The following is a 25,353-nucleotide window of genomic DNA, read 5'->3' as shown; positions in this document are numbered from 1 at the left end:
AGGTTTTGAAACAAAAAATGCCTCTAAAAATTCTAGAGGCATTTTTTATTAGTGTAAATTATTGAAATCTGTGTTTAAAACAATCCGTTTAATTCAGCATCAATACGGTTTATGATGTTTCCTAAATCTTCCGGATTATCGACGAAATTAATATTGTCAACATCTATAATCAAAAGTTTTCCTTTGTTATAAGTCTGAATCCACGCTTCATATCTTTCATTCAATCGGCTTAAATAATCAATTGAAATTGAATTCTCGTACTCCCGTCCGCGTTTGTGAATTTGTCCTACTAAATTAGGAATAGAACTTCTTAGGTAAATTAATAAATCTGGAGCTTTTACTAACGATTCCATTAATTCGAACAAAGAAGTGTAATTTTCGAAATCGCGACTTGTCATTAATCCCATAGAATACAAGTTGGGAGCAAAAATATAGGCATCTTCATAAATCGTTCTGTCCTGAATGATTTTTTTTCCACTTTCGCGAATTTGCTGCACCTGACGAAACCTGCTGTTTAAGAAATAAATCTGCAAATTAAATGACCAACGCTCCATTTGGTGATAAAAATCATCTAGATAAGGATTGTCAACAACATCTTCATAATGGGGTTCCCATTTAAAATGTTTGGCCAATAATTTAGTCAAAGTTGTTTTTCCAGCGCCTATGTTTCCTGCTATTGCTATGTGCATTACGGTGTTACGATTTTATAATTGGTGATTTCTTTAGCTGTAAAAATAGATAAAATTTGGTCTTTGTAGCAGAATTTATCAAAGCTTTTTTGTAAAATTTCAATTTCATAAACGGTATCTGAATTTGTGCTGCTAATGTCTTTAAAATACAACAAATTAGCTTTGCTGAAAATATACTGATGATCGTTTAAAATTTCAATTTTATCAAAGTCAGGAATTTTTCCCATAACAGTTGTTTTTCCGAAAATATCACAAGAGAACCAATTGTTTTTTTTATCAATCCAAAAAAAGGTATTAAAGTCGGTTTGATAATATTTTATAGCTTCTGTTAAAGGTGTGGAAACTGTTTTATATTCATTTTTTAAATAGTCAAAAAGGCCAATTTGCTGATTTAAGGTATTAAAAATCCACAATTGATTTTGGGTAGACATGCCAATAGCAGGAACAACAATTGGAGTATTATTTTGAGAAAAATTAATTTCTGTCATTTTGTTTAATTGATTGTCTAACAAAACAACGGTATTAAAATCTTCATAGAATATAACTATTTTAAGAGGATTAAGGATATCGACTTTGGTAATATTTCCCAATGAAACATTTTTGTACTCAAAGATCTCATTTCCTTTAAATTTTTTAAAGACATTATTTTTAATATGATAAGAAAAACCAAAGGAATCATAACCTAGAAAGTCATCAATATCAGCTGTAAAGCTGGAAATTAAAGAAGCCTTTATTTTTTGATTTTGCGCAGAAACAGTAGAAAATGAACAAGCGATAAAAAGTAGTATTAAAATTTTGCGCACAGTCTTGTTCATAAGAAATGGGTTTCAAAGAAGCCAAATTACAAAAAAGTATAGTATGAAATAGAGTAAATAGCATTTTTAGTTTGATTTAGTCTTTAAACCTTTCATAATTACAACAATCTAATTAACAGCTGATTTCGTCGATAGGTTATACGTATTGATATATTTAATTTTTAGTATTTTAAAATTAGTAATACATTTGAAAGTAAGTTCTTATAATGAACTCAATTTAAAAGAATAATGAAATGAAAAAAATATTTATATATATGCCTTTAATGCTCGTATTTACTCAAATGCGTGCGCAAAAGGACTTTCAGGGAATGGCTGTTTACGAGTCAAAAACGCAGGCTCCTAAAATGGACGGAATGCGTGCTAATAGGGATATTACTCCTGAAATGCAGAAAAACATGGAGGAGCGCATGAAAAAAATGCTGGAGAAAACCTTTATTTTAAATTTCGATAAATCGACCTCCATTTACAAAGAAGAAGAGAAGCTAGAAACCCCGGGGCAACAAGGTGGTGGAATGCGTATCATGATGAATTCTTTTATGGGCGGTGGAGGCACTTTTTATAAAGATGTAAAAAGCAAATCATATACCGTAGATAAAGAGTTTATGGGAAAAGAGTTTCTGGTTATAGATTCTCTTCCAAAATTAAATTGGAAAATGGAATCGGAAACCAAACAAATTGGAGGTTATACTTGTTATAAAGCAACAGCTGTAAAAGAAGCCAGTAAAACCGACTTTAGAAATTTCAGACCTAAAAATGATAACGACAAAAAGCCTGAAGATAAAAAAGAAGATGCCAAGAAAACTTCAGGAGAAACAAAAACTAATTTTGCAGACAATTTTGAAATTCCAAAAGAGATTATCATAACCGCGTGGTATTCTCCGGAAATTCCAGTTAATCAAGGTCCTGAAAACTATTGGGGTTTGCCGGGTTTGATTTTAGAGGTGAACGATGGAAGAACAACAATTTTATGTTCGAAGATTGTTTTAAATGCTAAAGACAAAGTCGAAATAAAAGCGCCTACAAAAGGTAAAGTGATTTCTCAGAAAGATTACGATGAAACTGTAATTAAAAAGATGGAAGAATTTAGAGAAATGAATCGTGGTCGCGAAGGTGGCCCCGGTGGTGGTCCAGTAATGATCAGACGATAACTAAGCAAATCATCTTTAGATTTTCCTCATGAAAAATATACTTTTCTCCGTTATTTTATTAATGACATCTATAACCTTTGCCCAAACGGTACGTTTCGATGGTTTTATTCAGGACGAACAGAAAAACCCTTTGGAAATGGCCAATATAATGGCCGTAAACAACGGAACAAAAGCAATGGATTCGTACGGAATTACCAACGATAAAGGAAAGTTTCAGCTTAGTTTAAAACCAAATACTGCATACACGGTTAAAGTAAGTTATCTGGGAATGAAATCGAAAGAAATTCCAATCTCAACTAATACAGGAAACATCGTTCAGAATATTGTCATGGATGGTTCGGGTATTGAACTTGAAGGTGTCGAAATTGTTCGAGAAATGCCCGTTTCAATAAAAGGTGATACGATTGTTTACAATGCTGATTCTTTCAAATCAGGAACAGAAAAAAAGCTGGAAGATGTGTTGAAAAAATTACCGGGAGTTGAGGTAAATGCCGACGGTGAAATTGAAGTTGAAGGGAAAAAAGTCAGCAAATTAATGGTCGAAGGCAAGGATTTTTTTGATGGAGATACCAAACTCGGTGTTAAAAATATTCCCGCAGATGCAATCGATAAAATTCAGGTTTTGCGAAATTATAATGAAGTTGGTGCTTTAAAAGGTCTGGAAAACGATCAGGATAATGTGGCCATGAATATTAAACTGAAAGAAGGTAAAAAGAACTTTTGGTTTGGTGATGTAACGGCTGGAATTGGGGTTGCAGAGCTTGATAGTCGTTATATTATTAATCCGAAATTGTTTTATTACAGCCCAAAATACTCCATTAATTTAATTACCAATTTTAACAATATTGGAGAATTACCCCTGACGGCTCAGGATTATTTTAAGTTTACAGGTGGATTTAAAAATATGATGAAAAAGGGCGGAAGCAATTTTAATGTTTCATCAAATGATTTGGGAATTTCAATTTTAAGAAATAATCGGGCTAAAGAAATTGAAACGAAATTTGGCGCAACCAATTTTGCTTATTCAGTGACAAAGGCCTGGAATATTAGCGGTTTCGGAATACTTTCTGCATCAAAAACAGATTTAGAAACCAAATCTCAAACTACGATTTTAGATTCGGGTGATCAGCAAAAACGTGATGAACTAACGCATCAGAAAAATAATTTGGGTCTTTTTAAATTGAGTTCAACGTATAAACCCAATGATAAGTTTCAGTTTGATTATGACATCTTAACTAAATTATCTAAACAGGATGAAGACACTGATTTGTTGCGTGAATCAGTAGTAAATGATATTTCTTCTGTTGAAACGATTTTGACAAATAAAAAGCAAAATCCAACATCGATAAATCAGAATTTGAGTTTGTATTATACACAAAGCGATAAAAATATTTTTGCTTTTGAAATGCAGCATTTATATCAGGACGAAAATCCGTTTTATAATGCCAATTTACGTTCACAGCCTTTTGATTTATCAGGATATATTACAGATCAGCAACGAAATGATTTGAATCAGGATCGTTTTGTAAAAACTAATAAACTCGATGCGAAACTGGATTACTATTATATGGTGACGCCAAAAAGCAACATCAATATTACTTTAGGAAATACCTATTCATATCAGGATTTCAACTCTCATATTTTTCAGATGCTGGATAATGGTGATCGAAATGATTTAAATGATTCTCAAAATAATAATCAGGTAAAGTATAATTTTAATGATACTTTTTTAGGTTTTCACTATAAGATCTTGTCAGGGAAATTTACATTGACGCCTGGTGTTAGCTTGCATTCTTATTCGATGACAAACACGCAATTAGGAACAGATTATTCTCAGAGCTTTACGAAAGTATTGCCTGATTTTTTTGCCTTATATCAAATCAAAAAATCAGAAACACTGACCTATAATTTCTCTTTGTCAAATGATTTTACAGATATAAATCAATTGGCAGCAGGTTATGTTTTATCAGATTACAGCAGCTTGTTTAGAGGAAATCGATTTTTAGAAAATGCTACTTCACAAGTGCATTCATTGCGTTACTTTAAATATAATATGTTCAATTTTGAGAATATTTTTGCTAATGCAACCTATACTAAAAAAGTAGATGCAATTAAAACTAAAGCTGATTTTGATGGAATTAATCAATCTTCAGTGCCTTACAATTCAAATTTGGCAGATGAAACTTTTTCCGGAATGGGAAGTTACGGGCGCTCTTTTTTAAAGAATTATAAGGCATCAGCAGTTGCAAGTTTCAATTGGTCGAAATTCAATAATATTCAGAATAATATATTGGCTACTACAGAAAGTTTTACTCAAAGTTATACCGTTAGAGCTTCAACAAATTATAAAAACTTTCCGAATTTAGAACTAGGTTACAATGCTTTGATCAATCAATATAGCGGGTCAACGTATTATACAGACAAACCTTTTGCACGATTGGATTATTATTTCTGGAATAGCTTCTCGTTTGTTTCGGAGTATGAGTTTTACCATTATTATAATTCCGATAAAACAGTTGATAATGAATATGATTTTTTAAGTGCCAGTTTAATCTATCAAAAAAAGGACAGTAAATGGGAGTATAAACTTTCGGCGACCAACTTATTAAATACTAAATATCTGAACGATGACAGCTTCTCACAGTTCTCCACACGTGTTTCGCAATACACAGTACAACCGCGTTATATCATCTTTTCAATGAAATATAATTTATAGTATTTTAAGTACAAATACTGCTTTTTTGTGATTTGTTTAATCAGGAATGCAATATCTTTACGCATGATATTAACAGCCAAAAATTTTAAATATGCGTAGTTTTAAATGGAGTTTCTTTTTGCTTTTTTGTGTGACATTTGTTTCTTTTTCTCAAACAAAAGGCATTCAGAAAGGAACCTATCTTTCTGCAAATAAAGGAGAAAAAATTAAATTAAATTTATTAGAAGATAATAAATACGAACTGGTTTTTTATTCCGGAGAGTATGAAATAAAAGGCGATTCTCTTTTATTTACACAGAAGTTAAAGTCGGAAAATACTTTTGATGTTGCTTTTGCAACTGATAAAAAAGCGCAAAAAATTAAAATTAAATTTTTAGAACCTTCCTATTATTCGTTCTACATCGGAACACAAAATTCAAATGGTCCCGTTCAGTATCAAAAAATAACGGATATCAGAACTAAAGTTGATCCGGAATGGATCCAGACCAATCTAGAGTTTGAAATAGATAAAGCAGATTATTTATATTTGGTTTATGAAGACTACAATGGTGAAAGTAAATTGTCAAAATTTGGCTTACCAAAAGATGTTTCTGAAGTGACTATTAATTATCAATTGGCCGCTGTAAACGATTTAAATATTTCCGGTTTTTTTGATCAAAAAACAAATGAGTTGAGAATTTCTGAGCAAAAAGGAAAGAATCCATTAGTTTTCATAAATGAAAAAGAGCTACCACAAGCTGCGGTTTCAAAAGTTATTCCCGTGGAAAGCCAGACTATTTCAAACTGGACTTATCCTGGAAAAGAAGCATTAATAAGTGATGATTTTGGTTCGGAAGGTGTAGTAGTTGATAGTGCTGCTGTTGTTGTGGAATCCTATCCTTCAACTAAATTTGATTTTAAATTTAAGATTGAAAGCAATTTAAAAAATGCTATTTCATCGAGTAAAAACAAACTTTTGGTAGTTTATTTTGATAGTAAAAAACCATCTGCGAAAACTGATTTTGAAACTTTTATTAAAGATCAGGAGGCGCAGGTTAGTTATACGATGTATGATGGATATCATGCTGAGTATGATCTTTTTAATTATTATTTGGCTTCCGCCGAAGATAAAAAATGGCTGAAAGCCAATAAAATAATAGATAATTCAGGTATAATTGTATTAAATGAAAATGGAGATATTTTAGCAACTTCAAAATCTAAGTTGTCAGAGAAACAAGCTCAGTTTAATTATTATGACGGATTTTATAAAAAAGCCCAGCGAGCAAATGCATTGCTTTCTTTTGATAAAGTAATTAAAAATAAAAAGGCAACGGATGCCGATTTGATTATGGCTTTTAATAAAGCAGCCGTTCTCGAAATGCCTTACGATTATGATTATGCTGAAACAGGGACGGAAAATCCTGAAGATTTTAAACTTGTCAAAGTGATGCTAGACAAAAAAACAGTTTCTCAAAACTGGAAAAAAGTAATAGAAGCGCATCAAAAAGATACAAAACCAAACCTGTATTTGGTAGAAACAATTCTGAAAGAAATTAAAAATCAAGGATTTTACAAGCAATTTTTTAATGAAGATAAAGTATTGACAGATACTGATTTTTTAGCTATTGATTATTTGATAAAACACGCCGATGTTATAGAAACTGAAAGAGTAGTTTTTAATGACAAAGAAGGAGAAAAACATTTAGTGGGTAATGTGATTGCTGAGATTACTTCGGCATTACAGCAAAATACCTATATAGAAGCTGATGGAGTTTCTGGGGAAGCAAATAAAGACAAAACAATTTCAGTTTATAAAAAACTAATTGCTGCCGGAAAAGGAAATTTTGAATGTTATCGAAACTATTTTGCCTATTTAGGTGAAACAGAAGATAAGGATGGTTCGAATACAAATTACTTAAAAGAGTTTAGTAGTTATTTCAATGCCAATTTAGCAACGGATAAAGGAAGTGCGATTGAACGATTAGATGAAATGTATGCGACTTTAGATCCAATTTCTGATTACTCTTATAATGGATGGAATGCTTTTAAAGAATATCATTCCAACTTATGTAATGAAGCTGCATGGACAGTAGTTTTAAAACCTGGTAACGCTAACTTTTTAAAATCTGCAATCAGTTGGTCTGAATATAGTTTGGCGGTAACTAAGAACAATCCTTATTATTTGGATACTTTAGCGCAATTGTATTATAAAGACGGACAAAAACAAAAAGCTGTCGAAACTCAAACATTAGCTGTGAAATATTTAAGTGTTGAGGTAGAAGCGGAAACTGCAGATGAAATACGTGAGACGTTAGCAAAGATGCAAGACGGAACATATTAATAAAGTATTCTGAATCAAAAAAAAGAGGCTGTCTAAATAAATAGACAGCCTCTTTTTGTATATAAAGTTTCAGATTAAATTACAATCCAAAAGCAGATTTTACTTTGTCAACAAAATCAAGTTTTTCCCAAGTAAACAACTCAACAGTAACTGTTTTTGAATGTCCTCCCGGAGCAGAAAAAGTTTTAGTTACGACTTCTGGTTTACGTCCCATGTGTCCGTAAGCAGCAGTTTCGCTATAAATAGGATTTCTTAATTTCAAACGTTGCTCGATAAAGTAAGGACGCATATCAAAAATAGCTTCTACTTTTTTAGCGATTTCGCCGTTTGTTAAATTTACTTTTGAAGTTCCGTAAGTATCAATAAAAATACCCATTGGCTCAGCAACTCCAATTGCATAAGAAACCTGAACTAAGATTTCGTCAGCAACACCTGCAGCAACTAAGTTTTTAGCGATATGACGTGTAGCATAAGCAGCACTTCTATCTACTTTACTTGGATCTTTTCCAGAGAAAGCACCACCACCGTGAGCTCCTTTTCCACCGTAAGTATCAACAATGATTTTTCTTCCTGTTAAACCAGTATCTCCGTGAGGTCCTCCAATAACGAATTTTCCTGTTGGGTTAATGTGGTAGTTAATTTTATCATTAAATAAATGCGCGTGAGCTGGATTTTTAGCGATAATTCTTGGAATCAAAATTTCGATAATATCTTTTTTGATTTTAGCCAACATTGTAGCCTCTTCATCAAAATCATCGTGTTGAGTTGAGATTACAATCGCATCAATACGAGTTGGTTTGTTATCGTCGCTATATTCTAAAGTTACCTGAGATTTAGCATCGGGACGTAAATAAGTGATTTCTTTGTTTTCACGTCGTAAAATAGCTAACTCCTGTAATAATTTATGAGATAAATCAAGTGCCAATGGCATGAAGTTTTCAGTTTCGTTAGTTGCGTAACCAAACATCATTCCCTGGTCACCCGCACCTTGTTCTTCTGGCTTAGCTCTGTCTACACCTTGATTGATATCAGCAGATTGTTCGTGAATTGCTGATAGAATTCCACAAGAATTTGCTTCAAACATGTATTCGCTTTTTGTATATCCAATTTTACGGATTACTTCACGAGCAATTTGTTGCACATCAAGATAAGTATTCGATTTTACTTCACCAGCCAAAATTACCTGACCAGTTGTAACTAAAGTTTCACATGCTACTTTTGAGTCAGCATCGAATGCCAAGAAGTTATCAATTAATGCATCCGAAATTTGATCTGCAACTTTGTCTGGATGCCCTTCACTAACAGATTCTGACGTAAATAAATAAGCCATAATAATTTATTAAATTAAAATTAAGTGAGGAAAAAAATTGCTAAAAAGCGCTAAAGGAGAAAGTCTGCTTTAGCATTTTTTACTGCCGAAATTTATCTTTCAGCATTCATAACGAACCGTTTCATTATGAAGAGGTTGCAATCAGTTCAAATTTTTCCTCTGTATTCGGGTGCAAAAGTACAAAACCATTTTGATTTGCAAATTAAAGTTCAACTTTTTTTATTTTTATAAACAGAAATTTAACATAAACATACTAATCTGATAGGGTAATGGAAATTATTTTGCAATTTGTTTGGCTGATTAAAAAATAGTTCGCACTTTTGCATTATCAAAATAAAAGAAAAATGAAATTAATAGTTTGCAATATGTCTTGTATGATGCCGGAGCCTTCCGCAGAGACACTATTGTAGTTTATTTCAAACTTATATATAGAACCTCTGCGTAACTGCAGAGGTTTTTTTTTGGTCGAAAGTGAAATGAAACTAAAATTTTATTACATCTAGTGGATTGATATTATTGGGAATGATAAAATTTTAATGTTAAATATCAAGATTTAGTTTGGTGGTTCAATAAATACTTGTTACATTTACTCTATCGAATTAGTCGAGTTTAAAAAAGGAATTAATTTTAAATAAAAAGAAAATGAAAACAATAGCAAAAACAAATATGATGTGTTGTAGTATGATGCAAATGTGCATCCAACCTTGCTATTGCCAAAAGTAAAAGATTCAATCTTTGTTATAGTTAAACTATAAGCCCTTTTGGTCGCCATCCGGAAGGGCTTTTTTCATTTCAACATTTAAAATTTTAAACCATGAACACATTAGATATAAATACAATCGCATTTCAATACTTATTGAGAACTAATTCTCAAAAAACGAATAAATCTGAAGAACCAACAAGCGAACCTATAAAATATGATCCTGAACAATATATAAAAGCTCAAAAATCATTACTCTTTCAAATGTATGATGTTGAAGAGGAGGATCTCTATGTTTAAATAATATCAAATTTCAATTTCAACGAAACAATTTCAACGAAACAATTTCAATAACAATATATAACAGTACTAACAATACCTAAAATTAAGAAATCATGAGCACACAAAAATTTGCCACAAACGCACTACACGCAGGACACGACGTAACAAAAAATGCAGGAACCAGAGCGGTCCCAATTTACCAGACATCTTCGTATGTTTTTAATAATGCTGATCATGCAGCCAATTTATTTGGTCTTGCTGAGGCCGGATTTATCTACACCAGATTAAACAACCCAACAAATGATGTTCTAGAACAACGACTTGCAGCGCTTGAAGGAGGAATTGCAGCGGTTGTGACAGCTTCTGGAGCATCGGCAATTGCGACAACCTTTTTGACTTTGCTAAAAGCAGGTGATCATATCGTAGCGTCAAATAGTTTATATGGAGGGACTTATAATCTTCTAAAAGTAACTTTGCCAAGATTAGGAATTACGACCACCTTTGTAGATCCTTCAAAACCAGAAAACTTTACCAAAGCGGCAAAGGAAAATACCAGAGCTTTCTTTGTAGAATCTTTAGGGAATCCAAAATTAGATGTATTGGATTTGAAAGCGATTTCGGCGGAAGCCAAAAACTTCAAAGTGCCTTTTATTGTAGATAATACGGTTGCAACTTCTTATCTGCTAAAACCAATTGAGCATGGAGCCAACATTGTTATCCATTCTCTGACTAAATATATTGCCGGAAACGGAACTTCGTTAGGAGGTGCCATTATCGATGCCGGAACTTTTGACTGGTCTAACGGAAAATTTCCTGAATTCACAGAACCTTCTGCAGGTTATCATGGTTTAGTATACCACGAAGCTTTAGGAAATGCAGCTTTTATTGCAAAAGCAAGAATTGAAGGATTGCGCGATTTTGGTTCGGCTTTGAGTCCGTTTAATGCTTTCCAGATCATTCAGGGATTAGAGACATTGCCAATACGAATTAAAAAACACAGCGAAAATGCTTTGGCTTTGGCCGAATGGTTAGAGAAACAAGATGAGGTCGTTTGGGTAAATTATCCAGGTTTAAAATCGAATAAATATTATGATCTGGCGCAACAATATTTACCTGAAGGACAAAGTGGAATTATTACGTTTGGATTAAAAGGTGGTTTTGATGCGGCTAAAAAAGTAGTTGATGAAACTAAATTGTTCTCATTGCTTGCTAATATTGGCGATACAAAATCATTAATTATTCATCCGGCAAGTACAACGCATCAGCAATTGTCTGATGACGAACAATTAGAAACAGGAGTTTCGAAAGATTTGGTTCGACTTTCTGTTGGAATTGAAGATATCGAAGATTTGATTGCAGATTTACAAACCGTTTTTGCCAGCGTAACGCAATCACAATACAGTATTAATAAAAATTAGAATTAGGTTTTTTTGTTTTTTGTTTGAAAAATTGCCTTTAGCAATGTGGTGTTGCTAGAGGTGATTTTTTATAAAAAGAAATTCAAGATAAATTTTCACCATATAAGTCATGTAAGTTCAATTTAGAAGGTACGCATACAAGCGTATCTAAAATCATAGAAGTTGTTAAATAAAATAAACTTAGATGACTTATATGGTTTAAATTAACTCAACAAATAAAATTATGTCAAAGCTTAAAATAAATATTATCCTTTTTGGAATTGGGAATATCGGAAGTACTTTGATCAATCAGATTATAGAAAGTCAGGAATTTTTTCTTCAGAGTAAAAATATTGACTTTCATTTTCCGATTATCACCAATTCTACTGTTGCTTTTTTCGAGAAAGAAGGCGTTGGATATGCCTGGGAAACCAATTTTAGAGAATTGGCTGTGCCTTTTAAAGTAAAAGATATCGTCGAATTTGCGAAAGAAAATGAATTCGAAAATTTGATTGCCGTTGATGCAACGGCCAGCGACGAATTGATTGGTCATTATAATACGTTGATTGAAAACGGATTTAATATTGTAGCGGTAAATAAAAAAGCCAATACATTACCAATTGACCTTTACAAAGAGATTCGTGAAAATCTTAAAAAGTATGATAAAGAGTTTCTGTATGAAACTTCAGTCGATACTGGTTTTCCGGTTTTGCAGACTTTGAGAGATTTGTATTATTCAGGAGAAAAAATAACAAAGATTCGTGGCGTTTTTTCTGATAATCTGAGCTATGTTTTTAATCGATTTTCTGCAGAAGAAGCTTCTTTCTCCTCTATATTGAAAGATGCCAGTTTGTTAGGATTAATGCGTTCTACTTTTAGGGAAGATTTGTCAGGAAATGATACTGCTAGAAAATTACTGATTTTGACAAGAGAAATAGGAAAAGATTTTGAGTTATCAGATATAAAAATTAATTCTATTATTAGGGAAGAACATTTAGAGAAAAACGGAATCCTTAATAAAGAAGCAATTGACAGATCCTTTAAAATTGCAAAAATCACTCAGGCAGACAATCATGTATTAAGATATGTGGGCGAATTTGATGTGGAGCGAAATTCATTAGAAGTTAAATTAGTTTCAGAACCTGTTTCATCTGCCATTGGTCAATTAAAAGGTTCAGATTCAATTTTTGAAATTTATACACAATCTTATGCTAAAGTTCCAATTGTTATTCAGAGCGCGTCTCCATGTAAACAGGCAATTTCAAGAGGAATTATTACGGATATATTAAAAGTGTCAGAGAAAATTAAAAATAAAGAAGCAGTCTGGCTTTAAGAACTGGGCACCTGAATTGTTTTTTTAAAGTTCTTTGATAAACTGATTTGTGGAGATATTAAAAATAAAAGCGTGTTTTTGTAAGTTTTTACTTTGTTTTTATGAAACAAAACTTTTGTAAGATGTTTTATATCGCTAAAATGTGTTTTTTTGTCGATTATTTGTCATAATTTCCTTAAAATAATTTGTGTAATTAAAATAATATTTGCATATTTGTTAAACCCAAAAGCTACTAAATCAATGAACTTAAATGTCTATAAAATGTTTTGCGCCATTTCGGTTAATACCGTTGGGAAGTCTTTTGCTTAAATTGTAAGAAAACAACAATATTATATGCAAAGCCTCCCAATAATTTTAGGAGGCTTTTTAATTTTATATGAAAATGCAAGAATTTAAAATAACAAATAAATCACAGATGAATAAATCCCTACAGATGAACAAGATGTTCACTGTCGCATTTATTTGCGTATGCGTCTGTTGATTCCAAAAGAATATATGAGTTTGAAAAACTTAAACCCTTTTGGTACACTAATCCAAAAGGGTTTTTTTATTTCATCCTGCTGGTTAACACAATAGTAAACGAATAATAAAGATAATAATACACAACTAAACTAAACTTAAATATCATGAGCACATTAAACTACTTATCAAAGACATTTTCAACATTGAAAAACAGAAGTAAAAGGAACAATCCTCCGCCAAAAAATGAATTAATCCATCCAAGATTCGGAATGACTGAAACAACGGATAAAAAGACAGATAAAAAAGAACCAAACTCTTTATTGTTTTTGATGTATTCAAAAGAAAATGAAACGCTTTTTATCTAAATCGAAAAGTATCATAAAATAGGGGAATACCTGCTTAATTTTACTGGGCTTTTAGTTCGGTAAATTTTTGCGTATAATAGTTTTAGTTTGAATTATATTTATGAAATTGAGGAATCAGTTCGATAAAATTTGTTTGTTTAAGAAAATAGTAGTTAATTTGCACCTTTAAGTTCAAAAACGTATTGAAATGTTATAAAGAAAGGACGAGGGATTAGACCCGATGAATCCTTAGCAACCCTTCGGTAAAGCGAAGAAGGTGCTGCATTCTACCACGCCCAAACGTGGAAAGATAACAACAAGAATTTTTCTAGTTTCACTCTAGACTTTTCTTTCTAATATTTCCAGATACAAATCAATAATACAACAGATTTGAAAATTGGAAAATATACCAAACCCCATTAGCATACAAAATTTCACCACCGAAAATGGTGCACTATATCGTTCGTTACCTTTAAGTTTTACTGTTGCCGGTTTGCCTATACATAGCGCGCCTATTGTTTTGGTCAATCATGCTTTGACAGGAAATGCTCAGGTTACCGGCGAAAGTGGCTGGTGGAATGACTTAATTGGAGAAGGGAAAACTATTGATACTAACAGATATACCGTATTGGCATTTAATGTTCCGGGTAACGGAACAGATTCTTTTTTAATTGAAAAGTACCAGGATTTTACTACCAGAGATATTGCGCGAATATTTATTAAAGGACTTGAAAGCTTATCTATAGATCAGGTTCATACGATTATTGGCGGTTCTGTTGGTGGAGGAGTTGCCTGGGAAATGCTGGCTTTAGAACCGAACATCACTCAAAATTTGATACCAATTGCAACCGACTGGAAATCGACCGACTGGATGATTGCTAATTGTTTTTTACAGGAGCAAATCCTGAACAATTCATCAAAACCAATTGAAGATGCCAGGATTCATGCCATGTTGTGTTACAGATCTCCTGAATCATTCAAAGAAAAATTTCAACGTACGGTCAACGAAAATCTTTCCATTTTTAATATAGAAAGCTGGTTGGCACATCACGGAGATAAATTGCAAAAGAGATATCAATTAGCATCTTATAAATTGATGAATCAATTGCTTAAAACCATAGATATTACAAGAAATAGTGCCGATTTTGAAACTTTAATGTCTAAAACAAATGCAGCGATTCATATTATCGGAATCAATTCGGATTTGTTTTTTACTGCCAGAGAAAATAAAGAAACCTATGAAGAATTAAAAAAGTTCAAAGAAAATGTTTTTTACAGCGAAATAGATTCGGTACACGGACATGACGCTTTTTTAATAGAGTACAAACAATTAGATCATTTACTTGCCGATATTTTTAAGGCAAAAACAATAGCAAAATAAAATGAAAATATTAAAATTTGGAGGTAAATCATTATCAAACGGGGAAGGACTTAATAAAGTTGTTTCCATAATTTCAGATAAAGTAAATCAGGGCGAAAATATCGCCGTTGTAGTTTCGGCTCGAGGAGATGCTACGGATGAATTAGAATATATTTTAAAAATTGCTGCTAAAAACGGTAATTATAAAATCTTGTTAGAAAACTTTAAAACCTATCAAATTTCAGATTATCCTCAGGTAGATTTTTCTGAAGAGTTCAATATTTTAGATAAACTGTTTGAAGGAGTAAGCTTAATTGGTGATTACAGCAACAAAATTAAAGATCAGATTTTAGCTAAAGGTGAATTGCTTTCGGCTAAATTATTGACAGCCATTTTAAAAGAAAAAGGAATCCCTGCGAATTTTGTTGATTCAAGAGATTTATTAAAAACCGATTCTAAATTCGGAGATGCACAGCCTTTAGAGCAACTTTCCAAGAAAAATGTTATCAATTATTTTAAAGAACATAATGGATCAACAGTGAATATTGTAACCGGTTTTATTGGTTCAAATAACAATAACGATACGACAACTTTAGGAAGAAACGGTAGCAATTATACAGCTTCGTTAATCGCAAATTATTTAAACGCTGAAGAACTTCAAAACTTTACACACGTTGACGGAATTTACACAGCAAATCCTGATTTGGTTGCTGATGCTAAAAAAATCGAATTTCTTTCGTTTAACGAAGCGAATGAATTAGCGAATTTTGGCGCAACAATTCTTCACGCTAAAACAATTATTCCTTTATTGGAAAAAAATATTCCGCTTCGTATTTTAAATACATTCAATCATGAAAACCGCGGAACTTTAATTACTTCTGATTCAACTAAAGAAGGAATCAAAACGCTTTCTGTTTTAGAAAATGTTTCCTTAGTAAATCTTGAAGGTCGCGGATTACTTGGAAAAGCTGGTGTGGATGCCAGGATTTTTAAAGTAATGGGCGATAATAATATCAGTGTGAGTATTATTTCACAAGGTTCATCAGAAAGAGGAATTGGATTGGTTGTAGCTACAGAAAAAGCAACAACGGCAATGGTTGAATTAGAAAAAGAATTTGAAAATGACTTTTATTCTAAAGATGTAAACCAAATTACAGTAACAGATAACGTATCAGTAATTTCGATTATTGGTCAGGATTTGAGTACTTTCCATAAGCCTTACACTGCTTTAATTAAAAATAAAATTGTTCCAATCTTGTTTAACAACACTGTTACGGGTAAAAACGTGAGTTTGGTGGTTAAAAAATCGGAACTAAATAAAGCTTTAAACGTAATTCACGGTGAAATTTTTGGAGTTTCTAAAAAAATCAACATTGCGATTATTGGTCACGGTTTAGTGGGCGGAACTTTAATCAATCAGATTTTAGAATCGGCTGCAGCTATCGAAAAAAGAAAAGATGTTAAGCTAAATGTTTTTGCAATTGCTAATTCTAAAAAATTACTTTTAAATAAAAACGGCGTAACTTCAAACTGGAAAACAGAGATTGAAAAAGAAGGTCTTGCTTATACTATCCAGGACATTATTGCGTATGCAAACCAACATCATTTAGAGAACTTAATTGCCATTGATAATACAGCAAGTGCTTCTTTTGTAGAAAATTATATTCCGCTTGTAGAAGGCAGTTTTGATTTGATTTCTTCTAATAAAGTAGCCAATACATTGAGCTATGGTTTTTATAAAGAATTGAGAAAATCTCTTGCTGAAAACCAGAAGAATTATTTATATGAAACCAATGTTGGTGCAGGTTTGCCATTAATTGATACTATAAAATTATTACACCTTTCAGGTGAAAATATCACCAAAATTAAAGGAGTTTTCTCTGGAACATTGAGTTATTTATTTAATAATTTCTCTGCAAAAGATGTTCCGTTTAGCGAAATTTTAAAGGAGGCAATTGATAACGGATATACAGAGCCAGACCCGCGTGAGGATTTATGCGGAAATGATGTGGGAAGAAAATTATTGATTTTAGCAAGAGAATTGGATCTGCAAAATGAATTTGAAGAAATTTCCATTCAGAATTTAATTCCGGAACATTTAAGAGAAGGAAATGTTTCTGATTTCTTAACTAAATTAAAAGAATTCGATCCAATTTATGATAAAATAAAAGCAGATCAAAAGCCAAATCACGTACTAAGATACATTGGTGAACTGTCTGGAGATTTGCAAAATGATAAAGGAAATTTAGAAGTGAAATTAGTTTCAGTTCCTTCTGATACTGCGCTAGGCGGATTGAAAGGTTCAGATTCTTTCTTCGAAATTTATACAGAATCTTACGGAGATCGTCCAATTGTAATTCAGGGAGCCGGTGCAGGTTCTGCGGTTACAGCGAGAGGAGTTTTTGGAGATATTTTGAGATTATCTGATAAAGGATAATATTGATTTTAGATTTTAGATCATAATTAGAAAAAATAAGTATGAATGTCATTTTTATTTTGATCGGAATGAATGTGACAATTATATTTTTATTTGATAAAAGTAAATTGGATACTAAGAAATGGTTTCTTAGAATATTGATTTTAAACATAATTTTATTCATAATTGCATCAGTTTGCACTATAAATAATATTGTGAAAAATACCGCTATCAATTCTCTATTTGTTCCATTGATTGCTCAAGGAATCTATTATGGGTTAAGTAGGTTGTTTTATATGGAATTTGAACGAAATGGTATGGATACTTTTTGGACAATGGATAAAACATTATTTAAAGATGGGTGGTTTAATTATATATTTTGGCTTATTTCGATATTACTTTTCTTATTTGTATTGAAATAGCGAGAATAAACAAAAACAAAAAACAAAAAAAATGAAAGTAACCTTAAACAGAGTAAACGACGCGTTTCATTTCAAACTAAAAAATGAAAGAGGTCATGTAGTTGATGTTGATAGCAGAGCTGAATTTGGCGGAAGCGATTTAGGTGCAAGTCCAATGGAATTAGTATTGATGGGCGTTGCAGGATGCAGCGCGATTGATATGATTTCGATTTTAAAGAAGCAACGTCAGGAAATCACTTCTTTTAACGCTGAGGTTGAAGGAACGCGTGTGCAGATTGACGAAGCAAAACCTTTTAAAGAAATTGATGTGGTTTTTTATTTAGAAGGTGATATCAATCCTGAAAAAGCACAGCGCGCCGCGCAGCTTTCTTTTGAGAAATATTGTTCAGTTGCCAAAACAGTTGAGCCAACAGCAACCATCAAATACAAAGTTGTCCTGAACAACGAAATACTATAAATTAGAAAATGAGTCAATTAGAGAATTAGATAATTTTTAGATTGGCGAATAAATAACTACTTAATTTAGTTTGTGTTTTAAATCAAGCTTTATGCGCATCGCAGGAACTTGAAACTTGAAACATGACACGAGGCTTTAGCCGAACTGGCGAAGCAAACAAAAAAACAAACATAATGAACGAACAAGAATTTGGTTTTGAAACCCAAGCCATCCGTACACATTTAGAAAAAACACAATTTCAGGAACATTCAACTCCTTTGTATTTATCATCAAGTTTTGTATTTGAGGATGCAGAAGATATGAGAGCGTCTTTCACAGAGGAAAAAGTACGTAATATTTACTCTCGTTTTAGCAACCCAAATACAACAGAATTTGTTGACAAAGTTTGCGCAATGGAAGGTGCAGAAGCTGGTTATGCTTTTGCAACCGGAATGGCTGCAATATATTCTACGTTTGCAGGATTGTTAGAATCTGGTGACCACATTGTTTCTGCGGGAAGCGTCTTTGGATCAACTCACGCTTTATTCATGACTTATTTTCCAAAATGGAAAATCGAAACTTCTTATTTTGATATCAATCAGCCGGAAACGATTGAAAGTTTTATTAAACCAAACACTAAAATTTTATATGCTGAAACACCAACAAATCCTGGTGTAGATGTAATTGATTTGGAATTGTTGGGTCAAATTGCGAAAAAGCACAATCTGATTTTAATAATTGATAACTGTTTTGCTACTCCATACATTCAACAGCCTATTAAATACGGTGCTCATATCGTAATTCACTCGGCAACAAAATTAATAGACGGACAAGGTCGTGTATTAGGAGGGGTTGCAGTTGGAGATGCTGAATTGATTCGTAAGATATACTTGTTTTCAAGAAATACCGGACCGGCAATGTCACCTTTTAATGCGTGGGTTTTGTCAAAAAGTTTAGAAACTTTGGCTGTTCGCGTTGACAAACATTGCGAAAATGCTTTAAAAGTGGCTGAGTTTTTAGAAGCACATCCAAATGTAGCAAGTGTGAAATATCCTTTCTTAAAGTCACATCCAAAATATGAGATTGCTAAAAAACAAATGCTTTTAGGAGGTAATATTATTGCGATTGAAATTAAAGGTGGCCTTGAAGCAGGTAGAAAATTTTTGGACAAAATTAAATTATGTTCACTTTCTGCAAATATTGGAGACGTAAAAACAATTGTAACACATCCAGCATCAACCACACACAGTAAATTGTCTGTTGAAGAAAAGTTAGCAGTTGGAATTACAGAAGGTTTAGTACGTGTTTCTGTAGGTTTAGAAACGGTAAAAGATGTTATAGCCGATTTAGATCAGGCACTTTCTTAAGGAATTTAGATTTATGATTTTAGATATTGGATTTTGAATCTGATATCTAAAATCATATTTTTATAGTATGGCTAAACCAAAACTACTCATCCTGTCCGATTTATTTGGAGGGCAACATCCGGAATGGATAAACTACTATAGAAATGCATTGCGGTCTAAATTTGAGATTCAGTATTATGATGTTCTTGAATTAGCCAATATTGATGCTTCCAATCTTACGGAAGCCGATATTCATAAACAATTTCTCAATGAAGGAATTGATAAAGCAGTTGAAACTTTATTAAAATTAGAAACTGATAAAGTAACAGTTTTGGGATTTAGCATTGGAGGTACAATTGCCTGGAAAGCTTCTTTAAAAGGATTAAAAGCTACTTATTTATTTGCCGTTTCATCAACCCGATTACGATATGAAACGGAAGTTCCAAATTGCGAAATTAAATTGTACTTTGGAGAAAATGACCCAAATAAACCAATTGATAAATGGTTCATTGATTTAAAAATAACGAATACTATTCTTCAGAGGCAAAATCACAATTTTTATAAGAAAGCAGAAAATGCTTTTTTAATCTCTGCAGAAGTTTAAAACAAAAAAACGATTTTTTGACTGTAAATTTATTACTGTTAAAAAATCGTTTTTTGTTTTTATAATTGTTTCAGTAAAAAGTATATTTTTGTTTATAACGAAATCAAAAAGATATATTTAACCTTAAATCAAACTTTATCGCTTATGAGTAATTCTACTTACATTTTAGATGATACATTATTGGTGTCCAGCGGGACTCGTTTTTTGAATTACATTATTGATCTTGTCTCTTTTTTTGTTGTTTTATTTGCAATTGGTATTGTATTAGGAATTTTGACCAATTTATTAGGAATGACTGCACTTGGTCTTTGGGTTGACAGTTTGGGCGACTTGGGATGGAATTTAGTAGCTATTACGGTGTCCATAATTTATTACACTGTCATGGAAGGATTGTTTGGACGATCTGTAGGTAAATTTATTACAGGTTCTGTTGTTGTAGATGAAAATGGAGAAAAACCAAGCTTTGGAACAATTTTTAAAAGAAGTTTATGCCGGTACATTCCTTTTGATGCCTTTACTTTCTTAGGAGGCTCAAGAGGATGGCACGATTCTATTTCTGATACCTATGTTGTTAGTAAAAAAGGGTTGGATGAAAGTGTAAAATCTTTTCATGATTTTAACTTAATTGGTATTCCTGAAACCGAATTAATTTAAACTATACCAATTTGGTAGAATTTAGTTGCTCATTATATTATTATTCTCGTCCAAAAAGTATATTTTTGTACTAGAAAATATGTTGATTTTTTAGATGTAAGCAATCAATCTAAAATCTAAACTCAACAATCTAAAATTATACACGTGCTTTCAAAGAAAACAAAATACGGAATTAAAGCTTTAACTTATTTAGCCAGACGCGAGAACAACGAACCGGTACAAATTGCTGAAATTGCCAAAAGCGAACATATTTCGATTAAATTTTTGGAGAGTATTTTATTACTGCTTCGGAACTCCGGTTTTCTTGGAGCAAAAAAAGGAAAAGGCGGTGGATATTATCTGATCAAAGATCCAAAAGATATTAGTATGGCCAAAGTGTACCGAATTCTTGAAGGACCAATTGCACTGTTACCTTGCGCCAGTCATAATTTTTATGAAAAATGTGATGATTGTGACGACGAATCAACTTGTGCAGCCAGACGTTTAATGACTGAGGTTAGAGATAACACGCTTAAAATTCTTGAAAGTAATTCATTGGCAGATATTGCTTTTTAAGCGTTTCTGTTCACAACAAATCATAATAAAAAAGACCTTTTCAAATTAATGAAAAGGTCTTTTTTATATTTTAAGGATTCCTTCTTTTAGAAAACTAATTTATAGCCTGCCATAAAAAGCATTACTGCAATAGCGTTTCTCAGAAATAAATCGGGTACTTTTCCGCTTAACATACTTCCCATAAAAATCCCGGGAAGTGATCCCATTAATAATTGACCTAATAATCCTAAATCTAAGTTCCCCATTGAGGCATGTCCAATTCCGGCAACAAGCGTTAAAGGAACGGCATGGGCAATCTCGGTTCCAACCAAACGAGGCGTTGGCAAAAGTGGATAAAGGAAAAATAAAGTAACGGTTCCTAACGCTCCCGCTCCAATAGAAGTAAGTGTTACGGTTGCACCCAATAATACACCAATTCCAATAGTCAGCATATTTTGAGTATGACTTTCGCTATGAAATTTGTCTCCGGCATGTTTTTGAGAAAAAACTAACAATTTCTTTTTGAATAAAATCGCTATTGATGTAAAAAGAAGTGCCCAGCCTAAACTGTATTTGATTACAGCATTTATAGTAGAAATATCGGTTTTAATGCTATGTAAAATCCATAAAGTAAGTAAGGCGGCAGGAACACTGCCTAAAGTAAGCCAGCCCGTTATCTGCCAATTGATATTGCTTTTTTTATGATGCACAAATACGCCTCCCATTTTGGTAAATGCCGCATATAATAAATCGGTACCTACGGCTGTTGTTGGAGGAATTCCAAACCACAATAAAATAGGAGTCATTAAAGAACCGCCGCCAACACCTGTCAACCCCACTACGAAACCAACGAGTAAACCCGCAATTACAAGACCGATTTGAAAATCCATATTAAAAATTTGCCGTAAAAATAATAACAATTTTACAATTATCCTATAGAAATGGTAGGCTTTAAAATGTTATATTTGTAAACGCATATTATCAATAGTTTATTTGGTTGTAATACAGTGTGATACAGTTTCTTAGTTAATAAGTTGTTTTAGAAAGTAGACAAAAAAGCTTCTTGCTTAACATAAAGTGAGTTAGTGATGTAAAAAAATTAAATAAAGTTTTGATATTTAGAAATAAGTATTAATTTTGCATAGTAATCTATTAAGCCGATAGGGTAATAGATTTTGCGGTAAAAGCCAACCTGGGAGTATGGAAAAAGAATTGAAAATCAATAGTTATGAGGTTAGATCTGAAGGATCAGTAAAAGAAAAGTTATGGGTTATAATTCCTGTTGTTTTATTAATAGGTTTGTTATCTACACTGATATACAATCACCACGCTGAGTTTTCAGTAGATGGACTAATTGCAGGATTTAATCAGGAGTTTTTAATATTTTTTGCGATCGGAGTTTTTGCTCAATTGGTAGATGGGACATTAGGAATGGGTTATGGAGCAACTTCGACGTCTTTTTTATTGGCTTATGGAGTTCCGCCGGTTATTAGTAGTACAGGAGTTCACGTGGCAGAAATGTTTACAACTGGAGCGTCGGCAATTTCACATCATAAATTCGGAAATATCAATAAAAAGTTAGTAAAACATTTGTTGATTCCAGGTGTTTTGGGTTCTATTACAGGGGCTTATTTATTGTCTGATGTGATTAATGGAGATGTTATAAAACCGTTCATAGCTGTTTATATGATTGTTTTGGCAATCATCATTATCAGAAAAGCTTTAGCCAAAAGCATTGCTAAAAAGAAAACTAAAAAATTAGGATATTTAGCCACCTTTGGAGGTTTTATGGATGCTGTAGGTGGCGGAGGCTGGGGTCCAATTGTAACTTCTACATTGTTAGGAAGAGGAAGAAATCCAAGATATACAATAGGTTCAGTAAATGCTGCGGAATTTGCAATTTCATTTGCAAGCGGAATTACGTTCATGCTTTTTGGAGGAATCCACGGATGGCAGGTTATTATAGGTTTGATTTTAGGAGGTGTAATTGCAGCGCCATTAGGAGCTTATCTGGTAAATAAAATCAAAAGAAAACCAATGATGATTGCAGTTGGAATTTTAATAATACTATTGAGTTTAAAAACATTATCTAAATTATTGTAAGCAGTTTTTTAGAAAGGAAAAAGATTATGAGTGCACCAATTATAGAATCATTATTAGATATAACAAAGGATTTTTCACTTGACGAAACTTTAGTTTTTTTAGCTAAAGAATTTCCGGGGAAAGTAATTTTTTCGACTTCTTTTGGTCAGGAGGATCAGGTAATTACAGATTTCATTGCAAAAAGTAATACTGATATTACCGTTTTTACTCTGGATACCGGAAGATTGTTTCAGGAAACTTACGATGTTTTTCATAAAACATTAAAAAAGTATAAAAGACCAATTGAGGTTTATTTTCCGGAAGCAACAGCAGTGGAAAATTTATTAAAACAAAAAGGCCCGAATAGTTTTTATGATTCGGTTGAGAATAGAAAAGAATGTTGTTTCATCCGAAAAGTCGTTCCTTTAAGAAAAGCTTTAGCAGGAAATTCTGTTTGGATCACTGGTTTAAGAGCGGAGCAATCGGAAAACAGACAAGATTTAAATCTATTTGAATACGACGGAGGTTTCGAAATCATTAAATTCAATCCATTATTAAAATGGTCTTTAGAGGAAGTTGAAACGTATTTGTCAGAAAACAATGTTCCTCAAAATACCTTACACAAACAAGGTTTCGTAAGTATAGGATGCGCACCATGTACAAGAGCCATTTTTCCGGGAGAAGATATCAGAGCCGGAAGATGGTGGTGGGAATCAAGTCATAAAGAATGTGGATTGCATAGCGCTAAGAAAGAGTAAAGAGAATAGAATAAAGAAAATAGAACAAAGAGCAAAGAATTAAGATTTTTGATTAAGTTCCGGAGGAACGTTTCATATTGTAACGTCGGGTTTCAACCCGATGGAGATGCGAAAAAGAATAAAGAAATTAGAATAAAACAATAGTTGAAATTTTCAGGGTACACCACAAAACTTGCAACCTGAAACTTGCAACTTGAAACAAAAAAACAAAATGAGTTCAGTATTAAAAACAAACGCTTTAGAGAGTGAAGCAATATACATTTTCAGAGAAGTAATTTCACAGTTTGACAAACCGGTTTTACTTTTCTCTGGAGGAAAAGATTCTATAACATTAGTGCGTTTGGCGCAAAAAGCCTTTTTCCCTGCAAAGATTCCGTTTCCTCTTTTGCATGTTGATACGGGACATAATTTTCCTGAAACAATTGCTTTCAGAGACAAATTAGTAGAAGAATTAGGTTTGGAGTTGATTGTTCGTAATGTTCAGGATGCTATTGATGAAGGAAAAGTGGTTGAAGAAACTGGAAAATATTCTAGTAGAAACAGCTTGCAGACGATCACACTTTTAGATGCAATTGAAGAATTTAAGTTTGATGCTTGTATTGGTGGTGCGCGTCGTGATGAAGAAAAAGCAAGAGCTAAAGAACGTATTTTTTCAGTTCGTGACGATTTTGGTCAATGGGATGAAAAAAATCAACGCCCGGAATTGTTTGATATTTTGAATGGAAAAATAGAAAATGGTCAAAACGTTCGTGTTTTCCCAATTTCAAACTGGACAGAATTAGATGTTTGGAGTTATATCGAAAAAGAACACATCGAGATTCCATCAATCTATTTTTCACATAAAAGAAAAGTTTTTTTGAGAGACGGTTTAATCTGGTCGCATTCTCCTTTTGTGTACCAGGAAGAAGACGAACAAATCGAAGAACGAATTGTTCGCTTCAGAACCGTTGGAGATATGAGTTGTACAGCCGCTGTTGAATCTTACGCCGCAACCATTCAGGAAGTTGTTGGAGAAATCAGAACTTCAACTATTTCTGAAAGAGGAGCCAGAATTGATGACAAACGTTCTGAAGCTGCAATGGAGAAAAGAAAACAACAAGGGTACTTTTAATTAATTATTAATTGTGAATTGTAAATTATTAATGCAATTCGGAACGTAATTAAAGTCAAAATCAGAAAAACAAAAACATACAGTTTTAAATTTT

The 25,353-nt window shown here is 32.6% G+C and carries 21 protein-coding genes and 1 riboswitch; of the genes, 17 read left to right on the top strand and 4 right to left on the bottom strand.

What is annotated here, in order from left to right:
• Positions 1-74: 74 nt before the first annotated feature.
• Together IRZ99_RS15495 and IRZ99_RS15490 are read right to left on the bottom strand one after the other, a co-directional pair.
• Entirely contained in the window at positions 75-689 is a 615-nt protein-coding gene (locus tag IRZ99_RS15495; protein WP_072970398.1) for a deoxynucleoside kinase, read from the bottom strand.
• Entirely contained in the window at positions 689-1,504 is an 816-nt protein-coding gene (locus tag IRZ99_RS15490) for a hypothetical protein (RefSeq protein WP_194658130.1), read from the bottom strand. The genes IRZ99_RS15495 and IRZ99_RS15490 overlap by 1 nt, the downstream gene beginning before the upstream one ends.
• Positions 1,505-1,737: 233 nt before the next feature.
• Between IRZ99_RS15490 and IRZ99_RS15485 the strand changes: the two genes are divergently transcribed.
• The 3 genes from IRZ99_RS15485 (at position 1,738) to IRZ99_RS15475 (ending at position 7,688) form a co-directional block, all read left to right on the top strand.
• A complete protein-coding gene (locus IRZ99_RS15485; protein ID WP_194658129.1) occupies positions 1,738-2,652 on the top strand; it encodes a GLPGLI family protein in 915 nt (304 codons plus the stop codon).
• A gap of 28 nt (positions 2,653-2,680) precedes the next feature.
• Positions 2,681-5,368 (top strand): carboxypeptidase-like regulatory domain-containing protein, encoded by a 2,688-nt coding sequence (locus IRZ99_RS15480; protein WP_194658128.1) that lies wholly within the window; start codon positions 2,681-2,683, stop codon positions 5,366-5,368.
• A 91-nt stretch (positions 5,369-5,459) separates the two neighbouring features.
• Complete coding sequence (locus tag IRZ99_RS15475; RefSeq protein WP_194658127.1) at positions 5,460-7,688, top strand: hypothetical protein; 2,229 nt, start codon at positions 5,460-5,462, stop codon at positions 7,686-7,688.
• A 79-nt stretch (positions 7,689-7,767) separates the two neighbouring features.
• Here IRZ99_RS15475 and metK read toward each other — a convergent pair whose 3' ends face one another.
• The gene (metK, locus tag IRZ99_RS15470; RefSeq protein ID WP_194658126.1) at positions 7,768-9,018 is read right to left on the bottom strand and encodes a methionine adenosyltransferase; all 1,251 of its coding nucleotides are present in this window, start codon (positions 9,016-9,018) and stop codon (positions 7,768-7,770) included.
• An 814-nt stretch (positions 9,019-9,832) separates the two neighbouring features.
• On the opposite strand from metK, the gene IRZ99_RS15465 reads away from it, so the two are divergent.
• The 11 genes from IRZ99_RS15465 (at position 9,833) to IRZ99_RS15415 (ending at position 21,329) form a co-directional block, all read left to right on the top strand.
• Positions 9,833-10,018: a hypothetical protein gene (locus IRZ99_RS15465; protein ID WP_194658125.1), complete on the top strand. Its 186-nt coding sequence runs from the start codon at positions 9,833-9,835 to the stop codon at positions 10,016-10,018.
• Positions 10,019-10,113: 95 nt separating this feature from the next.
• Complete coding sequence (locus tag IRZ99_RS15460; RefSeq protein ID WP_194658124.1) at positions 10,114-11,418, top strand: O-acetylhomoserine aminocarboxypropyltransferase/cysteine synthase family protein; 1,305 nt, start codon at positions 10,114-10,116, stop codon at positions 11,416-11,418.
• A gap of 223 nt (positions 11,419-11,641) precedes the next feature.
• On the top strand, positions 11,642-12,730 hold the full coding sequence (locus IRZ99_RS15455) for an aspartate kinase (protein ID WP_194658123.1): 1,089 nt from the start codon (positions 11,642-11,644) through the stop codon (positions 12,728-12,730).
• Between the two features lie 626 nt (positions 12,731-13,356).
• Positions 13,357-13,557: a hypothetical protein gene (locus tag IRZ99_RS15450; protein WP_194658122.1), complete on the top strand. Its 201-nt coding sequence runs from the start codon at positions 13,357-13,359 to the stop codon at positions 13,555-13,557.
• A 187-nt stretch (positions 13,558-13,744) separates the two neighbouring features.
• A riboswitch (SAM riboswitch) is annotated at positions 13,745-13,853 on the top strand.
• A gap of 80 nt (positions 13,854-13,933) precedes the next feature.
• The gene (locus tag IRZ99_RS15445; protein ID WP_194658121.1) at positions 13,934-14,917 is read left to right on the top strand and encodes an alpha/beta fold hydrolase; all 984 of its coding nucleotides are present in this window, start codon (positions 13,934-13,936) and stop codon (positions 14,915-14,917) included.
• A gap of 1 nt (position 14,918) precedes the next feature.
• Positions 14,919-17,333, top strand: a complete 2,415-nt coding sequence (thrA, locus tag IRZ99_RS15440; RefSeq protein ID WP_194658120.1) for a bifunctional aspartate kinase/homoserine dehydrogenase I — start codon at positions 14,919-14,921, stop codon at positions 17,331-17,333.
• 432 nt (positions 17,334-17,765) lie between these two features.
• Positions 17,766-18,191: an OsmC family protein gene (locus IRZ99_RS15435; protein ID WP_194658119.1), complete on the top strand. Its 426-nt coding sequence runs from the start codon at positions 17,766-17,768 to the stop codon at positions 18,189-18,191.
• Between the two features lie 173 nt (positions 18,192-18,364).
• The gene (locus tag IRZ99_RS15430; RefSeq protein ID WP_026983849.1) at positions 18,365-19,537 is read left to right on the top strand and encodes a PLP-dependent aspartate aminotransferase family protein; all 1,173 of its coding nucleotides are present in this window, start codon (positions 18,365-18,367) and stop codon (positions 19,535-19,537) included.
• A gap of 67 nt (positions 19,538-19,604) precedes the next feature.
• Positions 19,605-20,120 carry a dienelactone hydrolase family protein gene (locus IRZ99_RS15425; RefSeq protein ID WP_194658118.1) on the top strand — a complete coding sequence of 172 codons (516 nt, stop codon included), beginning with the start codon at positions 19,605-19,607 and terminating at the stop codon, positions 20,118-20,120.
• Between the two features lie 144 nt (positions 20,121-20,264).
• Positions 20,265-20,774: an RDD family protein gene (locus tag IRZ99_RS15420; RefSeq protein ID WP_194658117.1), complete on the top strand. Its 510-nt coding sequence runs from the start codon at positions 20,265-20,267 to the stop codon at positions 20,772-20,774.
• 144 nt (positions 20,775-20,918) lie between these two features.
• The gene (locus IRZ99_RS15415; protein WP_012023576.1) at positions 20,919-21,329 is read left to right on the top strand and encodes an Rrf2 family transcriptional regulator; all 411 of its coding nucleotides are present in this window, start codon (positions 20,919-20,921) and stop codon (positions 21,327-21,329) included.
• Positions 21,330-21,415: 86 nt separating this feature from the next.
• Here IRZ99_RS15415 and IRZ99_RS15410 read toward each other — a convergent pair whose 3' ends face one another.
• Positions 21,416-22,198: a sulfite exporter TauE/SafE family protein gene (locus tag IRZ99_RS15410; protein WP_194658116.1), complete on the bottom strand. Its 783-nt coding sequence runs from the start codon at positions 22,196-22,198 to the stop codon at positions 21,416-21,418.
• Positions 22,199-22,508: 310 nt separating this feature from the next.
• On the opposite strand from IRZ99_RS15410, the gene IRZ99_RS15405 reads away from it, so the two are divergent.
• From IRZ99_RS15405 to cysD, 3 genes are all read left to right on the top strand, one after another.
• The gene (locus IRZ99_RS15405) at positions 22,509-23,411 is read left to right on the top strand and encodes a sulfite exporter TauE/SafE family protein (protein WP_194658115.1); all 903 of its coding nucleotides are present in this window, start codon (positions 22,509-22,511) and stop codon (positions 23,409-23,411) included.
• 26 nt (positions 23,412-23,437) lie between these two features.
• Positions 23,438-24,148: a phosphoadenylyl-sulfate reductase gene (locus tag IRZ99_RS15400; protein WP_194658114.1), complete on the top strand. Its 711-nt coding sequence runs from the start codon at positions 23,438-23,440 to the stop codon at positions 24,146-24,148.
• Between the two features lie 211 nt (positions 24,149-24,359).
• Positions 24,360-25,259: a sulfate adenylyltransferase subunit CysD gene (cysD, locus tag IRZ99_RS15395; protein WP_072970415.1), complete on the top strand. Its 900-nt coding sequence runs from the start codon at positions 24,360-24,362 to the stop codon at positions 25,257-25,259.
• Positions 25,260-25,353: the final 94 nt, after the last annotated feature.

Origin of the sequence: Flavobacterium sp. LC2016-12 (genome assembly GCF_015351595.1) — a bacterium.
Taxonomy (GTDB): domain Bacteria; phylum Bacteroidota; class Bacteroidia; order Flavobacteriales; family Flavobacteriaceae; genus Flavobacterium.
This window is presented reverse-complemented; position numbering and strand designations above follow the sequence as displayed.

Excerpts from the sequence above, each read along its gene's own strand:
- IRZ99_RS15495 (WP_072970398.1), bottom strand. The coding sequence starts at position 689 with ATGCACATAGCAATAGCAGGAAACATAGGCGCTGGAAAAACAACTTTG.
- IRZ99_RS15435 (WP_194658119.1), top strand. The coding sequence starts at position 17,766 with ATGAAAGTAACCTTAAACAGAGTAAACGACGCGTTTCATTTCAAACTA.
- IRZ99_RS15480 (WP_194658128.1), top strand. The coding sequence starts at position 2,681 with ATGAAAAATATACTTTTCTCCGTTATTTTATTAATGACATCTATAACC.
- IRZ99_RS15490 (WP_194658130.1), bottom strand. The coding sequence starts at position 1,504 with ATGAACAAGACTGTGCGCAAAATTTTAATACTACTTTTTATCGCTTGT.
- cysD (WP_072970415.1), top strand. The coding sequence starts at position 24,360 with ATGAGTTCAGTATTAAAAACAAACGCTTTAGAGAGTGAAGCAATATAC.
- IRZ99_RS15425 (WP_194658118.1), top strand. The coding sequence starts at position 19,605 with ATGGCTAAACCAAAACTACTCATCCTGTCCGATTTATTTGGAGGGCAA.
- IRZ99_RS15410 (WP_194658116.1), bottom strand. The coding sequence starts at position 22,198 with ATGGATTTTCAAATCGGTCTTGTAATTGCGGGTTTACTCGTTGGTTTC.
- IRZ99_RS15460 (WP_194658124.1), top strand. The coding sequence starts at position 10,114 with ATGAGCACACAAAAATTTGCCACAAACGCACTACACGCAGGACACGAC.
- IRZ99_RS15465 (WP_194658125.1), top strand. The coding sequence starts at position 9,833 with ATGAACACATTAGATATAAATACAATCGCATTTCAATACTTATTGAGA.
- IRZ99_RS15400 (WP_194658114.1), top strand. The coding sequence starts at position 23,438 with ATGAGTGCACCAATTATAGAATCATTATTAGATATAACAAAGGATTTT.
- IRZ99_RS15430 (WP_026983849.1), top strand. The coding sequence starts at position 18,365 with ATGAACGAACAAGAATTTGGTTTTGAAACCCAAGCCATCCGTACACAT.
- IRZ99_RS15475 (WP_194658127.1), top strand. The coding sequence starts at position 5,460 with ATGCGTAGTTTTAAATGGAGTTTCTTTTTGCTTTTTTGTGTGACATTT.
- IRZ99_RS15405 (WP_194658115.1), top strand. The coding sequence starts at position 22,509 with ATGGAAAAAGAATTGAAAATCAATAGTTATGAGGTTAGATCTGAAGGA.
- IRZ99_RS15450 (WP_194658122.1), top strand. The coding sequence starts at position 13,357 with ATGAGCACATTAAACTACTTATCAAAGACATTTTCAACATTGAAAAAC.
- IRZ99_RS15455 (WP_194658123.1), top strand. The coding sequence starts at position 11,642 with ATGTCAAAGCTTAAAATAAATATTATCCTTTTTGGAATTGGGAATATC.
- metK (WP_194658126.1), bottom strand. The coding sequence starts at position 9,018 with ATGGCTTATTTATTTACGTCAGAATCTGTTAGTGAAGGGCATCCAGAC.
- IRZ99_RS15485 (WP_194658129.1), top strand. The coding sequence starts at position 1,738 with ATGAAAAAAATATTTATATATATGCCTTTAATGCTCGTATTTACTCAA.
- thrA (WP_194658120.1), top strand. The coding sequence starts at position 14,919 with ATGAAAATATTAAAATTTGGAGGTAAATCATTATCAAACGGGGAAGGA.
- IRZ99_RS15420 (WP_194658117.1), top strand. The coding sequence starts at position 20,265 with ATGAGTAATTCTACTTACATTTTAGATGATACATTATTGGTGTCCAGC.